19 protein-coding genes are annotated in these 13,292 nt (G+C 52.8%); all 19 read right to left on the bottom strand.

The genetic code is table 11. From position 1 onward, the window contains the following. Positions 1–6 precede the first annotated feature (6 nt). Positions 7–1,041, bottom strand: a complete 1,035-nt coding sequence (locus EU556_RS04195; protein WP_135431289.1) for a sensor histidine kinase — start codon at positions 1,039–1,041, stop codon at positions 7–9. A gap of 16 nt (positions 1,042–1,057) precedes the next feature. Further along, a complete protein-coding gene (locus EU556_RS04190; protein WP_135431287.1) occupies positions 1,058–3,415 on the bottom strand; it encodes an outer membrane beta-barrel protein in 2,358 nt (785 codons plus the stop codon). Between the two features lie 273 nt (positions 3,416–3,688). Next, on the bottom strand, positions 3,689–4,261 hold the full coding sequence (rplQ, locus tag EU556_RS04185) for a 50S ribosomal protein L17 (protein ID WP_135431285.1): 573 nt from the start codon (positions 4,259–4,261) through the stop codon (positions 3,689–3,691). A 208-nt stretch (positions 4,262–4,469) separates the two neighbouring features. Then, on the bottom strand, positions 4,470–5,459 hold the full coding sequence (locus EU556_RS04180; RefSeq protein WP_135431283.1) for a DNA-directed RNA polymerase subunit alpha: 990 nt from the start codon (positions 5,457–5,459) through the stop codon (positions 4,470–4,472). A 149-nt stretch (positions 5,460–5,608) separates the two neighbouring features. Further along, positions 5,609–6,214 (bottom strand): 30S ribosomal protein S4, encoded by a 606-nt coding sequence (gene rpsD / locus EU556_RS04175; RefSeq protein ID WP_135431281.1) that lies wholly within the window; start codon positions 6,212–6,214, stop codon positions 5,609–5,611. 125 nt (positions 6,215–6,339) lie between these two features. After that, positions 6,340–6,732: a 30S ribosomal protein S11 gene (gene rpsK, locus EU556_RS04170; protein WP_022822149.1), complete on the bottom strand. Its 393-nt coding sequence runs from the start codon at positions 6,730–6,732 to the stop codon at positions 6,340–6,342. Between the two features lie 79 nt (positions 6,733–6,811). After that, positions 6,812–7,189, bottom strand: coding sequence for a 30S ribosomal protein S13 (gene rpsM / locus EU556_RS04165; RefSeq protein ID WP_045688471.1), 378 nt, complete (start codon positions 7,187–7,189; stop codon positions 6,812–6,814). Positions 7,190–7,215: 26 nt separating this feature from the next. Next, positions 7,216–7,332, bottom strand: a complete 117-nt coding sequence (gene rpmJ / locus EU556_RS04160; RefSeq protein WP_045688470.1) for a 50S ribosomal protein L36 — start codon at positions 7,330–7,332, stop codon at positions 7,216–7,218. Positions 7,333–7,341: 9 nt separating this feature from the next. Then, the gene (gene infA, locus EU556_RS04155) at positions 7,342–7,560 is read right to left on the bottom strand and encodes a translation initiation factor IF-1 (protein WP_022822146.1); all 219 of its coding nucleotides are present in this window, start codon (positions 7,558–7,560) and stop codon (positions 7,342–7,344) included. Positions 7,561–7,564: 4 nt separating this feature from the next. Continuing rightward, positions 7,565–8,335: a type I methionyl aminopeptidase gene (gene map / locus EU556_RS04150; RefSeq protein WP_135431279.1), complete on the bottom strand. Its 771-nt coding sequence runs from the start codon at positions 8,333–8,335 to the stop codon at positions 7,565–7,567. 4 nt (positions 8,336–8,339) lie between these two features. Further along, positions 8,340–9,653 carry a preprotein translocase subunit SecY gene (secY, locus tag EU556_RS04145; RefSeq protein WP_135431277.1) on the bottom strand — a complete coding sequence of 438 codons (1,314 nt, stop codon included), beginning with the start codon at positions 9,651–9,653 and terminating at the stop codon, positions 8,340–8,342. Between the two features lie 12 nt (positions 9,654–9,665). Next, positions 9,666–10,112, bottom strand: a complete 447-nt coding sequence (rplO, locus tag EU556_RS04140) for a 50S ribosomal protein L15 (protein WP_135431275.1) — start codon at positions 10,110–10,112, stop codon at positions 9,666–9,668. Between the two features lie 13 nt (positions 10,113–10,125). Next, entirely contained in the window at positions 10,126–10,305 is a 180-nt protein-coding gene (gene rpmD, locus EU556_RS04135; RefSeq protein ID WP_135431273.1) for a 50S ribosomal protein L30, read from the bottom strand. 6 nt (positions 10,306–10,311) lie between these two features. Next, on the bottom strand, positions 10,312–10,914 hold the full coding sequence (gene rpsE, locus EU556_RS04130; RefSeq protein ID WP_135431271.1) for a 30S ribosomal protein S5: 603 nt from the start codon (positions 10,912–10,914) through the stop codon (positions 10,312–10,314). Positions 10,915–10,920: 6 nt separating this feature from the next. Continuing rightward, on the bottom strand, positions 10,921–11,271 hold the full coding sequence (rplR, locus tag EU556_RS04125) for a 50S ribosomal protein L18 (protein ID WP_044003239.1): 351 nt from the start codon (positions 11,269–11,271) through the stop codon (positions 10,921–10,923). A 9-nt stretch (positions 11,272–11,280) separates the two neighbouring features. Further along, complete coding sequence (rplF, locus tag EU556_RS04120) at positions 11,281–11,835, bottom strand: 50S ribosomal protein L6 (protein WP_135431269.1); 555 nt, start codon at positions 11,833–11,835, stop codon at positions 11,281–11,283. Between the two features lie 20 nt (positions 11,836–11,855). Further along, on the bottom strand, positions 11,856–12,254 hold the full coding sequence (rpsH, locus tag EU556_RS04115; protein ID WP_135431267.1) for a 30S ribosomal protein S8: 399 nt from the start codon (positions 12,252–12,254) through the stop codon (positions 11,856–11,858). Between the two features lie 190 nt (positions 12,255–12,444). Beyond that, positions 12,445–12,714: a 30S ribosomal protein S14 gene (rpsN, locus tag EU556_RS04110; RefSeq protein WP_135431265.1), complete on the bottom strand. Its 270-nt coding sequence runs from the start codon at positions 12,712–12,714 to the stop codon at positions 12,445–12,447. Next, positions 12,714–13,268, bottom strand: a complete 555-nt coding sequence (rplE, locus tag EU556_RS04105) for a 50S ribosomal protein L5 (RefSeq protein WP_135431263.1) — start codon at positions 13,266–13,268, stop codon at positions 12,714–12,716. The genes rpsN and rplE overlap by 1 nt, the downstream gene beginning before the upstream one ends. Between the last annotated feature and the right edge of the window lie 24 nt (positions 13,269–13,292).

The following is a 13,292-nucleotide window of genomic DNA, read 5'->3' as shown; positions in this document are numbered from 1 at the left end:
TGTCTGCTACGCCGCCGACCACGTTTGCGCTTGACGTACCATTGGCACCGTTACACTGAATACTGCGCCGGAATTTTCTACCCCAATAGCTTTATTGAACAGGAGCTTGTACCGCTCCCGCAAGTTGGACAGGCCTAGGCCAGTAGAATCAACCGGTGTGAGCTTGGGCCGAAGCGCGTGCCACACCACCAACTCTGTTTCCGTGACTTTAATGGTGATGAGCAGCGCGTCATCTTCGTCGCCGGCATTGTGTTTAATGGCATTTTCCACCAGCAGCTGTAGCGTACCTGGCACTACTAGTAGCCGCTCCAGCTCTGCTGCTTCGGCTAGCTCCTGCCGGAACGAGTAGGCCGCGCCAAAGCGGTGGCGCAGCAAGTAGATGTACTCGTTTACGAATTGCAGTTCCTCGGCCATCGTCACAAAATCATCATCCTTGTGCCGAATCAGGAACCGGTACAGATTAGCAAAACGACCTAGGTAGGCATTCGCCTCCGCGGGGTCTTGCTGGATGAGGCCGCGCAGCACGTTGAGGTTGTTGAACAGGAAGTGCGGATCAATCTGGGCTTTGAGGTTGCGCAGTTCACTCTCCGTTTGCGCTTTCTGGGTTTGCAGCAGCCGTTTCTGCACTTCAAAATAGCGCTTTCCTGCCATCAGGATGCCCAGCATCCCGTAGCTCTGCGTGTGCTGTATAATGGAGTTGAGCACTTCCTGGGCGCTCCAGTGCAGAGGGTGCTTGCTGAACAACAGCTGGTAGCCAAACAGGTAGCAATGGGCATCGAGCACCACAAACACCGTAATACTGGCCAGCACCACCACGGCATTGCGCCGCTGTAGTGCCAGCGGCAGAAACCGAAACACCAGCAGATACACCGCCGCCGAGTCAAGCAGGATGGTGTAAAGAATACCCGCCAGCGCCCGCTCAACCCCGAAATCGTGCCGATAGCTGGAATAGATAATAGGCGACGCCAGCAGCCAGTATACTACCAGCAACAGAAGGTCGGAGTTATAGGACCGCGAGGGTTTCAGGGACGAGGAATTCATAGCCGCCCGGAAGATGCTATTCTTTATCTGATTTCACGCGGCCGCGTTCTTCCTCTAGGCCAGTACTGCGCTTACGAGCGGCTTTCAACTGCTGATTGCCGAGCTTGTAGGTGAAGCTGGCCCGCAGTTGCCGGCTCTCCCCATAGCTCAGGAAGTTCACGTCCAGATCTTGGTAGCGCACCGTTCCACGTTGTTTATTCGAAAACAGCGCGTCGTTCAGATTCAGCCGCAACGTAGCCCGCTCATGCAGCAGAGTTTTCTGCAAGCCTAAGTTTAACGCGCCAAATGCCTTGAAATTGACCAGTCCATTCACGCCCGCCGTCTGGTAATACCCTGAGGCTTCAAACGTCACACCCCGCGGCAGCTTCACATTCGATTGGGCGTAGAAGGTTGCTGCCGTCCGGCCGTTGCGGTAGGTGCTGCCCAGGTACTGGCTCAGATACTGATTGTAGAATACGTTCACGCCGGCGTAGCCCGTCATCAGCTTGCCCAAGTTCAGCGGAAAGTTCAGGGTGGCGCTGTACCGCTCCAAGTGGTCAAGGTTAGCCGAAGTAGAGTAAATGGCGCTGTCTTGGGTAACCGTCACTAGGCTAATAGCGTCACGCGTGCGGCTGTAACCTAGCATAAAGAAGGGCTGCTTGTTATAAGTCAGGGCCAGCTTATAGTTGTTGGTAAACTGGGGCTTCAGGAACGGGTTACCGCGCTGTGAGGTGTAGGGGTCTAGATACAGGATGCTGGGGTTTAGGTCTTGGTAGCTAGGCCTATCAATGCGGCGACTGTAGGCCAGGTTCAGCGCTAGGGATTTGTATACGACTCTGTCGAGGCTCAGGCTCGGGAACAGCTGCCCGTACTGGCGCGCTACTCGTCGGCCATCGGCTTGCGATATGGCCAGGGTGTTCGTCCACTCGCCCCGTAGGCCACCCTGCCACCCAATGCCAAACTGCCGACCTTCCGCCTGCGCATACCCTGCTCGAATACTTTCCGTGTATCGGAAGTTATCGTCCCGCTCCTGGCCCCCACCCGACAACTGCACAGCACTTGCAATGCTAGCTTGGCTAGCTTTTACCCCTGCAGAAACCTTCAGTCCTTCTCGCACCGGCCAGCGGTAATCTAGCTTCACTGAGCGTAAGCCTATATTGGTAAGCTGATCGTTTCGGAGGCGCTCCTGCCGTTTCTGCCGTTCGGCCGTCACGGTGTTCACCAAGCGCCCGTAGCTGTCCGACTCGTACCGCGAATAATCCACGTCGGCCGTCAGCTCCTGGCCTAGCGTATCCAGCAGCAGCTTGTAATTCACATTAGCCGCGTACGAATCCGTCACCCTACGCGTATCGTTCGTCGTTTGTACGCCCGTGCCGTTGTCGGCTATTGTCTGGTTCTGCCCGTTTACTTGCGTGCGGTTAGTATAGCCATTCAGCAATAGGCCTAGCGTCTGCCGCCGTGAAAGGCTATAATCGGCCCCGGCTCGCAACGCCTGCACGTTAGCCATCCGTGGCTGGTAGCTCATCTGCCGATAACTGCCTTCCGCTTCAGTAGCCCATCGCTCGGTGTTCAGTTGCTCGTACGTTTTGCGGTATGTGTAGCTGTAGTTGCCAAACAGGTTAAGCTGCTTTGTGCGGTGGTTCAGGTCGAGCGTGGCACTGCCCTTCCCGAAGCGCCCGTAGCCCGCTGCGGCCGTAAGCGTGCCGTTTGTACCTAAGTCAGCGTTTTTCTTCAGGATAATGTTGATGATGCCCGCGTTACCCGCGGCGTCATGACTAGCATCGGGCTGGGTTAGCACCTCAATCCGCTCAATGCTGCTACTCGGAAAATCCTTCAGTACCCCCACCACATCAGTGTACTGGGTTGTCCGGCCGTCAATCTGGATAATGACACCTTCCCGCCCAGCCAGACTAATACGGTTGCTCATTACTACTAGGCCAGGCACTTTCTGTAATGCCTCCAAGGCCGTAGAACCTGCCGTCAGACTACCTTCCACGTTCACAATCATCTTACCGGCCTGCATTTCAAGCAGCGGTTTCCGTCCTATTATCTCAACGCCCTTTAATTCCTGCGATGCAGAAGCTAGCACAATGTTCGGCACGCGTACCGGCCCGCTGCTCACTGTGAATATTTCACTCCTGCCCTTCCCAAATCCCAGCGCCGTCACCACTACCCTGTAAGTTCCCGCCTCAACGCTCTTTATAACATAGGCCCCCTCCTCATTGGCTTGCGCTGCCTGAGTTACTACAGAGTCTGCCGCTGTCAACAGCGCTACTGAGGCAAACGGCACTGGCCTACGCTGCGCATCCACAATCTGACCGCTCACCGAAGCTTGCTGCGCGAAACCAGTGCCTAAAGTCACCAGCAGAAGAAGGAAAGTAAAGTAGGCTTTCATATCGTCGGGTTTGAATAGAAGACATCCAAAACACGCGCTATTCCTCTGCCTCCCTATGCCACTTCCGTCAAACTCATGCAGAATTCCAATAAACTCCCGTAAATCGAGCACGAACCGAGTAGCATCTTGCAGCTTTGCTGCCTCGTCAGGCTCCCTTTCCCCTTTTCGGATATGTCGCCGGGCGTGAGGTGCCCCGCCATACCAACTGACTGAGCATGAAAAAAGGGACGTACCTCTCGGCACGTCCCTTTAGTATTTCAGCAGTAGCTAGAACTATGAAGCAGCTTCTTCGTCAGCTTTAGCTTCGTCGCGGGTCTCGCCTTCTTCTACCGTCGTGGTAGCAGTGTCAGCAGGAGCAGCGGTTTCAACTACAGCAGCGGGAGCTACAGCTTCGCCAGCGGGAGCATCAGCCTTCTTCTTGCCGCGCGAACGACGAGTAGTGGTAGCTTTAGCTTCAACGGCAGTCTTACTAGCCAGCAACGTCTCGTTGAAGTCTACCAGCTCGATGATACACATCTCAGCGTTGTCACCCAGACGGTTTTCGCTCAGCTTGATGATACGGGTATAGCCACCTGGACGAGTAGCAATTTTAGCCGACACCGTGCCGAACAGCTCTTTCAGGGTTTCTTTGTTCTCCAGAACCGAGAAAACGAGACGACGCGAGTGCGTGGTGTCGCTCTTAGCTTTGGTCAGCAGGGGCTCAACGAACTTGCGCAGAGCTTTGGCTTTAGCAACCGTCGTGGTCACGCGCTTGTGCATGATCAGCGAAGAAGCCATGTTCGAGAGCATGGCGTTGCGGTGCGAGGCCGTACGGCCGAGGTGGTTGATGGTTTTACCGTGACGCATAAAAAGAAATGAAGGTGTGGGCTTGCGAACGACGACCACGGCGGAAAGCTAGGCTTTCTCATTAGAACCGTCGTCCCTTGGGCTCACTGTTTAAGAGTGTGAAATTGGGAGTGCAAAGGTACTCAATACCTTGACACAAAAAAGGGGCTGAGATGAAATAGTGTCCTAAGCCACTTTTTCAATCTCAGCCCCTTCTTGACTAGAAATGCTATTCTTCGTCGAGCTTGTACTTGCCCAGATCCATCCCGAAGGTCAGACCCTTTTCCTCAACGAGGTTCTCTAGTTCAGTCAACGACTTCTTACCGAAGTTGCGGAACTTCATCATGTCAGCCATGTCCAGCTGCACTAGGTCGCCGAGAGTTTTGATGTCGGCGGCCTTGAGGCAGTTGTAAGCACGCACGCTCAGGTCCATATCCGCCAATGGCGTCTTCAGCACCTTGCGCATGTGCAGCGTTTCTTCGTCCACAGTCTCTTCCTCTTCGGCTTTAGCCGTTTCGAAAGTCATGGTGCTGTCCGAGAACAGCATGAAGTGCTGGATAAGAATGTTGGCGGCACCTTTAAGTGCATCCTCCGGGTGGATAGAGCCGTCCGTGTGAATCTCGATGAGGAGCTTCTCATAGTCGGTCTTCTGCTCTACACGGGTGTTTTCGATGCTGTACTTCACGTTCTTGATAGGCGTGAAAATGGCGTCGATGGCAATCTGACCGAATACTTGGTCAGCGGGCTTGTTCTCCTCAGCGGGAACGTAGCCACGGCCTTTCTGAATCGTGAACTCAAACTCCAGTTCGGTAGCTGGGTCCACGTTGCAAATCACCAAGTCCGGGTTCAGCACCTGGAAACCGTTAGTGAATTTGTTGATGTCACCCGCCGTGAACGTATCCTGGCCCTTTACACGAACCGTAATTTTGTCCTCGATAGCGTCGCTAACCTTCTTGAAGCGAACCTGCTTGAGGTTCAGAATGATTTCGGACATGTCCTCAATCACCCCTTCGATGGTCATGAACTCATGCAGAACGCTGCTGGTGCGAACCGACGTGATGGCGTAGCCCTCCAGCGACGACAGCAGGATGCGGCGCAGAGCGTTGCCGATCGTGACGCCGTAGCCTTTCTCCAGCGGTTTAAATTCAAACGTTCCGTAGAAGTCGTCAGATTTCTCCATCACGACCTTCTCCGGCATTTGAAAAGCTAAGATTGACATAAGTGGGGCGGTTTGAAGTAGTGAATAGCAGGTAGTAAGAATGCGGCCAATCTAGCCTAATTCCTTACCACCTGCTACCCAAATCCATTTATAACAAGGAAAAAAGTCGAAGCAGGAAAACGGCCCAGACTGCTGGGCCGTTTCCATTATTACTTCGAGTAAAGCTCGACGATGAGCTGCTCCGTGATCTTCTCCGGAATCAGGTCACGCGAGGGGGCGTTGAGGAACTTGCCAACCAACTCCTTGCCATCCCACTCCAGCCACGAGAAAGCACGGGCGTTGCGGGCGCTCAGGCTCGTGGTGATAGCCTCCAGCGACTTCGACTTTTCGCGTACGGCAACAACGTCGCCAGCGCGCAAACGGTAAGAAGCGATGTTAACTACTTCGCCGTTTACCGTGATGTGCTTGTGCAAAACCAGCTGACGAGCAGCACGACGCGTAGGAGCAATGCCCAAACGGTAAATCGTGTTGTCCAGACGAGCCTCCAGCAGAGCCAGCAGGTTGTCGCCGGTGATGCCAGGCATAGTAGCAGCTTTGTGGAACAGGTTCTCGAACTGCTTCTCAAGTACGCCGTACATGTACTTCACTTTCTGCTTCTCCATCAGTTGGACAGCGTACTCGCTTTGCTTCTTACGACGACCACGGCCGTGCTGACCGGGAGGATATGCTTTTTTGGTGAGTGCCTTGCTTGGGCCGAAGATCGGCTCATTGAAGCGACGGGCAATCTTGGTTTTAGGACCAGTATAACGTGCCATTTCGGGGTTGTTGAGTGATGTGGGGGTTGAACCGCGCGTGTCGGGCTCCGGAGGCGCACCTTGCAGGGGAGTAAAGGCGCATCAGAAACCCGACACCGGTGGCCTAAAAAGGCCTGTTCAATAAACTAAACGCGACGACGTTTGGGAGGACGGCAGCCATTGTGGGGCAGCGGCGTCACGTCCTTAATGGTCGTTACCTCAATACCCACGTTACCCAGCGTACGAATAGCCGACTCACGGCCAGCGCCCGGACCCTTCACGAACACCTCAGCTTTGCGCATGCCCAGGTCATGAGCTACTTTGCCGCAGTCCGTAGCAGCCATCTGAGCTGCATAGGGGGTGTTCTTCTTAGAACCCCGGAAACCCATCTTACCAGCTGAAGCCCAAGAAATTACTTGGCCATTGTTGTTGGTGATGGAAATGATGATGTTGTTGAACGAAGCCTTGATGTGAACCTGGCCTACTGGCTCAACAACGACAACGCGCTTCTTGGCTTTGTCTTTTCTCTTTTGTGCCATTTGGTTATCGCAAAAATCTGCGGGAGGTGTTGAAGTGTGCTCCCAACAACGGAAGCCACACTTCGATTCCCACTACGGTTTATTTAGTAGCCTTCTTCTTGCCAGCAACGGTCTTACGCTTGCCCTTGCGGGTACGCGAGTTGTTCTTGGTACGCTGACCACGAACTGGCAGACCTTTGCGGTGACGCAGACCCCGGTAGCAACCGATGTCCATCAGGCGCTTAATGTTCAGCTGCACTTCTGAGCGCAGCACACCTTCGGTCTTATACTCAGCAGCAATCACGCCGCGGATTTCGCCAGCCTCAGCTTCAGTCCAATCCTTAACCTTCTTGTTCAGGTCAACACCTGCTTTGGTTAGGATCTGCTGAGCAGAAGGACGGCCAATGCCGAAAATGTAGGTCAGCGCGATTTCACCGCGCTTGTTGTCTGGGATATCTACCCCTGCAATACGAGCCATGTGCTTTATTAAAAAGTCTGGTGCTACTACCCCTGACGCTGCTTGTAGCGCGGGTTCTTTTTGTTGATCACGTAGAGCTTGCCTTTGCGGCGGATGATTTTGCAATCAACGCTACGCTTCTTGACGGACGCTTTGACTTTCATGTCGTCGGGTTATTTGTAACGGTACACAATTCGTCCCTTCGACAGATCGTAGGGCGACATTTCGAGTTTAACCTTATCTCCCGGCAGAATCTTAATGTAGTGCATCCGCATCTTGCCCGAAATGTGGGCAATCAACTGGTGACCGTTTTCCAGTTCCACTCGGAACATGGCATTGGAAAGGGCTTCCAGGATGACACCGTCCTGCTCAATGGAAGTTTGTTTGGCCATAAGGCTACTGTAAGGCTTTTTCTATGTATTCGAAGGAGGTAAGTATTTCCGCCTTGTCTTTACGAACAACTACTGTATGTTCAAAGTGCGCCGAAGGCTTAAGGTCTTTGGTGCGGATAGTCCAGCCATCCTTTTCCTGTACCACACTCTTAGTCCCCAGATTCACCATAGGTTCAATGGCAAGTGTCAAGCCTGTTTGCAGCTTAAGTCCCGCTCCACGTTTACCGTAGTTTGGTACTTCTGGCCGCTCGTGCAGCTTCTTACCTATTCCGTGGCCGACTAGTTCCCTTACTACTCCATAACCCTGTTTCTCAACATGGTTCTGAATAGCAAAGCTGATGTCGCCCATTCGATTACCTGCCACTGCCTGTTCAATGCCCAGGTACAGCGATTTTTTGGTTTCCTCCAGTAACTTGAGCACCTCCGGTGCCACCTCCCCTACTGGGTAGGTGTAAGCGCTATCTGAATGATAGCCGTTAAGTAATACGCCTGCGTCAACTGAGATAACATCGCCACTCTTCAGAGTGTAATCTCCCGGAAAACCATGCACGACTACTGAGTTAGGAGAAATGCACAGGCTATATTCAAACCCATTATACCCCTTAAAGGAAGGCTGTCCACCATGGTCCCGGATGAATTCTTCTGCGCGCTGGTCTAGCTCTCGCGTAGTAATTCCTTCCCGAATCATGCTAGCTACTTCTCCGTGAGCTTGGGCCAGTACTTTCGCACTAGCCCGCATGAGTTCTATTTCTTCTTCTGTCTTGTAAACAATCATGTTGTTACGAAGCCAGAGCAATGTTTTGTGAGCGGCCTCGTACTTTGCCCGACTTCATCATGCCATCGTAATGACGCATGAGCAAGTAGCTCTTCACTTGATTCATGGTATCTAGTACCACACCCACCATAATGATGAGAGAAGTACCACCGTAAAACTGAGCAAACGGCCGGGTTACACCAGCCACTGTAGCTAGTGAGGGGAGGATAGCAATAGCAGCTAGGGCTACTGCACCAGGCAGCGTAATGCGGGTCAGTACTTCATCAATGTATTCTGAGGTATCACGGCCAGGCTTAACCCCCGGAATGAAACCACCACTGCGCTTCAAGTCATCCGCAATCTGATTGGGATTAACACTGATAGCGGTGTAGAAATACGTGAAGATGATGATGAGCAAACCGAACACGAGGTTGTATACCCAGTGGTTGGGCTGAAACCACGTGCCAATGAGACCAGCAGTTTCACTGTCTTTGTTCCAAGCTGAAGCTGCAATAGCGGGCACAAACATCAACGACTGAGCGAAGATGATAGGCATTACACCAGCAGCATTCACTTTCATCGGGATGTACTGACGCTGCGAGCTTAGTTGAGCGGCACCACCTACCTGCTTAGCATACTGCACCGGAATCTGGCGCACTGCTTGTGTTAGGATAATAACGGCCATTACAACTAAGAACAACACGGCAAGCTCGATCAGAAAGATCAGCGAGCCACGCATCGTGCGAGCAGTTGCTTCACCGATCAAAGCACCAGGTAGCCGAGATACAATCCCGATCATAATGATCATGGATATACCGTTACCGATACCTTTATCCGTTATTTTCTCCCCTAGCCACATACAGAACAATGTTCCGGCAGTGATAATCAGTGCCGTAGATATTGTAAAGAAAGGACCAGGATTGGTGATTGCTTCCGCATTGATTGTAGCAATAAACCCGACGGATTGCAGAGCTACAATCGGGATGGTCAGCACCCGAGTATATTGGTTGATCTTCTTGCGACCTGACTCACCTTCCTTCTGAAGCTTCTGGAAGTAAGGCACCGCAATCGTGAGCAGCTGCAGCACGATTGAGGCTGAGATATATGGCATGATGCCCAGCGCGAATACCGAAGCGTGGCTGAAGGCACCACCGAGCAGCGTATCTAGAATACCTAGTACTCCGCCGGCGTTAGCCTTCAATCTATTCGGATCCACTCCGGGCAGCACCACGTAAGAACCCAGCCGATAGATGGCAATGAAGAAAAGCGTATTGAAGATCCGCATACGCAGATCTTCAATCGCAAAAATGTTCTTAATCGTGGTGATGAACTTGTTCATTGCCAATCAGGCTTAAAGCGTCACAGCTTTACCACCTGCCTTCTCAATAGCTTCAATAGCCGACTTAGAGAAAGCATGGGCATGTACTTCCAGAGCTTGGGTGATTTCACCACGACCTAGAACTTTGATCTTGGCGTTCTTGGAAGCCAGACCAGCATTTACAAAGAAGTCTTTGTCCAGAGTGGTAGCACTGCCGTTCTCGGTCAGAGCAGCCAATACGTCCAAGTTAACAGCTTTGTACTCGACGCGGTTAATGTTGGTGAAACCAAACTTAGGTACGCGACGCTGAAGGGGCATTTGCCCACCTTCGAAGCCCGACTTCTTGGAGTAACCCGAACGGGACTTGGCACCTTTGTGACCGCGCGTCGATGTGCCGCCACGGCCGGAACCCGTACCACGACCTACGCGCTTCTCATTGCGGGTAGAGCCAACGGCGGGTTTGAGATTGCTGAGATTCATTTTCGGGAGATTCCTAGAGTTCGGTTACTTCCAACAGGTGCTTCACGGCATTAACCATACCAGCAACCTGGGGCGTGTTTTCCACTTCCTTGGTGCTGCCGATTTTGCCTAGGCCTAGGGCCTTGATAGTGCGCTTCTGACGCTCGGGGCGGTCGATAACGCTCTTAACGAGTTTGATTTGGATCTGCGCCATCTGCTCTTAGCCGTTAAATACTTGGGAGAGAGTGATGCCACGAGCCTGTGCAATCTGCATGGGGTCGCGCATTTTCAGAAGGGCATCAAAGGTAGCCTTAACCACGTTGTGGGGGTTGGACGAACCTTTTGACTTTGCCAGAACATCCTTGATACCAGCGCTTTCGAAAACAGCGCGCATAGCACCACCTGCAATTACACCAGTACCAGCAGCAGCCGGCTGAACCAGCACGAAACCACCAGAGTACTTACCTTCCATCACGTGAGGAACCGTGTGCTTGTACAGCGGAACCTTCACGAGGTTTTTCTTAGCGTCGTCAATGCCTTTCGCAATGGCGTCAGTTACTTCGTTGGCTTTGCCTAGGCCATAACCTACGGTGCCATTGCCGTCACCTACTACTACGATAGCTGAGAAGCTGAAGCGACGACCGCCCTTCACTACTTTAGCTACACGGTTGATAGCAACAACCTTTTCTTTTAGATCTGAGTCGCCAGTGCGCGACTGCTCCGCGTTACGGTCGTTGCCGCGACGGTCATTGCCACCACCACGACGGTCGTTGCCACCGCGGTCATTGCCACCACCACGAGGGCCGTTGTTAAATTCTGCCATGATGATTTAGAAATTGAGGCCGCCTTCGCGGGCTCCTTCTGCCAATGATTTTACGCGGCCGTGGTAGAGGTAACCGGAACGGTCAAATACCACTTTCGAAATTCCTTTTCCTGTAGCACGGGCGGCAAGTTCTTTGCCAACTGCGGCAGCGAGGGCTACTCCGTTGCCCCCTTCCACCGAAACGTGCTTCGAGGAAGCAGACGCCAGCGTGTGACCAGTCGTGTCGTCAATAATCTGAGCATAGATGCCCGTATTGCTGCGGAACACTGACAAACGCGGACGCTCGGACGTGCCAGCCACCTTAGTGCGGATGATGCGCTGGATCCGTTTTCTTCTAGTTGCTTTATCGAAAGCCATGGTGTGATGTTATTTCGAAGCCGTTTTACCAGCCTTACGACGAATCTGCTCACCCACGAAGCGCACGCCTTTGCCTTTGTAAGGCTCAACTTTGCGCAACGAGCGAATCTTGGCGGCTACCTGGCCTAGCAGTTGCTTGTCAATGCTAGTCAGCGTAACGATGGGGTTTTTACCCTTTTCAGTTACCGCCGTAGCAGTTACTTCCTTCGGCAGAGCCAGGAAGATGTTGTGAGAGTACCCCAGCGAAAGCTCGAGGGTGGTACCAGCCATAGCGGCTTTGTAACCTACACCTACCAGCTCCAGCTTCTCTTCCAGACCGTTGCTAACACCGCTAACAGCGTTATTCAGCAGTGAGCGGTACAGACCATGCATGGCCTTGTGACGCTTCTGCTCGGTCGGACGCGTTACCACCAGCTGACCATCTTCGGTAGCTACGGTAATGTCGCGGTCAACTGGAACCACCAAGGTACCCTTTGGGCCCTTCACGGTTACCGTGTTTTCGTTGCTCACTTCAACCTGCACGTTGGCGGGCAGGCTGATGGGCAGTTTACCAATGCGTGACATAGTCTCGTTTTCCTTTCAGATTAGTAGACGTAGCACAGCACTTCGCCGCCCACGTTCTCGGCTTTCGCCTCTTTCTCCGTCATCACGCCTTTCGACGTCGACAGAATTGCAACACCCAGACCGCTCAACACGCGGGGCAGGTTCTCTACGTGAGCGTACTTACGCAGACCGGGAGTGCTCACGCGCTCCAGCTTCGTAATAGCAGACTGCTTCGTAGCGGGGTTGTACTTCAGCGCGATTTTGATCGTGCCCTGTACAGCGCTGTCATCAAAACGGTAGCTCTGAATGTAGCCCTTCTTGTAGAGCACCTTCGTAATCTCCTTTTTGATGTTGCTGGCCGGGATTTCTACTACCCGGTGGTTTGCCTTGATGGCATTGCGTACCCGGGTCAGGTAGTCGGCAATTGGATCTGTATTCATTTCTGTAGAAAAGAGGCGCCCATTTTTAGGGAGCCGCAAAGATAGGAAAATTTCGCCGCCACGAAAAGTGGCGACGAAATTTTCGGTTAAGACTACTTGGCTCGACTTACTTAGGCTCGGCCAATGGTTTCTTTCGGCAACCTGCCAAATAGAACTGCCTGATAAACTTTATCCGACAGTTATAGCTGAATTACCAGCTAGACTTCGTTACACCGGGGATTTTGCCGGCTAGAGCCATCTCGCGGAAACGTACGCGGCTGATGCCGAACTTACGCATGTAACCACGGGGGCGACCGTCAATCTTGTCGCGGTTGTGCAGACGCACAGGCGACGAGTTCCGGGGCAATTTGTCCAGACCTTCTAGGTCACCAGCAGCTTTGAGGGCTTTACGCTTCTCAGCGTAGCGAGCTACTAGAGCGATGCGCTTCCGCTCGCGGGCTTTGATGGATTCCTTAGCCATTAGCTTTGTTTCTTGGCGTTAGCGAACGGCATACCGAAAGCTTTCAGCAGTTCATAGCTCTGCTCATCGTTTTCAGCGGTCGTTACGAAGGTGATGTCCATACCAGAAATCGACTTGATCTTATCGATCGAAATTTCTGGGAAGATGATTTGCTCTTTGATGCCTAGGGTATAGTTACCACGGCCATCGAAGCCTTTGTCGTTAATGCCTTTGAAGTCACGAACGCGGGGCAGAGCAACTGTCAGCAGACGGTCCATGAATTCATACATCTGCTCGCCGCGCAGGGTAACACGGGCACCGATAGGCATGCCTTCACGCAGTTTGAAGTTCGACACCGAACGCTTGGCGATAGTGGCAACGGCTTTCTGACCAGTGATGGTCGTCAGCTCGTCAACACCGTTATCTACCAGCTTCTTATCGGCAACGGCTGCGCCAATACCGCGGTTGATGCAGATCTTGGTGATGCGTGGTACCTGCATGATGCTCTTGAACTGGAATTTCTCCTGGAGCGCAGGTACTACTTCTTTCTGATATTTTTCTTTGAGTCGAGCCATGGTCGTAGAGCGGATTAGGCGTTA

This window comes from Hymenobacter fodinae, assembly GCF_004745825.1.
GTDB classification, from domain to species: Bacteria; Bacteroidota; Bacteroidia; order Cytophagales; family Hymenobacteraceae; genus Hymenobacter; species Hymenobacter fodinae.
The sequence above is the reverse complement of the archived record's forward strand: the minus strand, read 5'-3'. Positions and strand labels throughout refer to the sequence as shown.

Excerpts from the sequence above, each read along its gene's own strand:
- EU556_RS04195 (WP_135431289.1), bottom strand. The coding sequence starts at position 1,041 with ATGAATTCCTCGTCCCTGAAACCCTCGCGGTCCTATAACTCCGACCTT.
- EU556_RS04190 (WP_135431287.1), bottom strand. The coding sequence starts at position 3,415 with ATGAAAGCCTACTTTACTTTCCTTCTTCTGCTGGTGACTTTAGGCACT.
- rplQ (WP_135431285.1), bottom strand. The coding sequence starts at position 4,261 with ATGCGTCACGGTAAAACCATCAACCACCTCGGCCGTACGGCCTCGCAC.
- EU556_RS04180 (WP_135431283.1), bottom strand. The coding sequence starts at position 5,459 with ATGTCAATCTTAGCTTTTCAAATGCCGGAGAAGGTCGTGATGGAGAAA.
- rpsD (WP_135431281.1), bottom strand. The coding sequence starts at position 6,214 with ATGGCACGTTATACTGGTCCTAAAACCAAGATTGCCCGTCGCTTCAAT.
- rpsK (WP_022822149.1), bottom strand. The coding sequence starts at position 6,732 with ATGGCACAAAAGAGAAAAGACAAAGCCAAGAAGCGCGTTGTCGTTGTT.
- rpsM (WP_045688471.1), bottom strand. The coding sequence starts at position 7,189 with ATGGCTCGTATTGCAGGGGTAGATATCCCAGACAACAAGCGCGGTGAA.
- rpmJ (WP_045688470.1), bottom strand. The coding sequence starts at position 7,332 with ATGAAAGTCAAAGCGTCCGTCAAGAAGCGTAGCGTTGATTGCAAAATC.
- infA (WP_022822146.1), bottom strand. The coding sequence starts at position 7,560 with ATGGCCAAACAAACTTCCATTGAGCAGGACGGTGTCATCCTGGAAGCC.
- map (WP_135431279.1), bottom strand. The coding sequence starts at position 8,335 with ATGATTGTTTACAAGACAGAAGAAGAAATAGAACTCATGCGGGCTAGT.
- secY (WP_135431277.1), bottom strand. The coding sequence starts at position 9,653 with ATGAACAAGTTCATCACCACGATTAAGAACATTTTTGCGATTGAAGAT.
- rplO (WP_135431275.1), bottom strand. The coding sequence starts at position 10,112 with ATGAATCTCAGCAATCTCAAACCCGCCGTTGGCTCTACCCGCAATGAG.
- rpmD (WP_135431273.1), bottom strand. The coding sequence starts at position 10,305 with ATGGCGCAGATCCAAATCAAACTCGTTAAGAGCGTTATCGACCGCCCC.
- rpsE (WP_135431271.1), bottom strand. The coding sequence starts at position 10,914 with ATGGCAGAATTTAACAACGGCCCTCGTGGTGGTGGCAATGACCGCGGT.
- rplR (WP_044003239.1), bottom strand. The coding sequence starts at position 11,271 with ATGGCTTTCGATAAAGCAACTAGAAGAAAACGGATCCAGCGCATCATC.
- rplF (WP_135431269.1), bottom strand. The coding sequence starts at position 11,835 with ATGTCACGCATTGGTAAACTGCCCATCAGCCTGCCCGCCAACGTGCAG.
- rpsH (WP_135431267.1), bottom strand. The coding sequence starts at position 12,254 with ATGAATACAGATCCAATTGCCGACTACCTGACCCGGGTACGCAATGCC.
- rpsN (WP_135431265.1), bottom strand. The coding sequence starts at position 12,714 with ATGGCTAAGGAATCCATCAAAGCCCGCGAGCGGAAGCGCATCGCTCTA.
- rplE (WP_135431263.1), bottom strand. The coding sequence starts at position 13,268 with ATGGCTCGACTCAAAGAAAAATATCAGAAAGAAGTAGTACCTGCGCTC.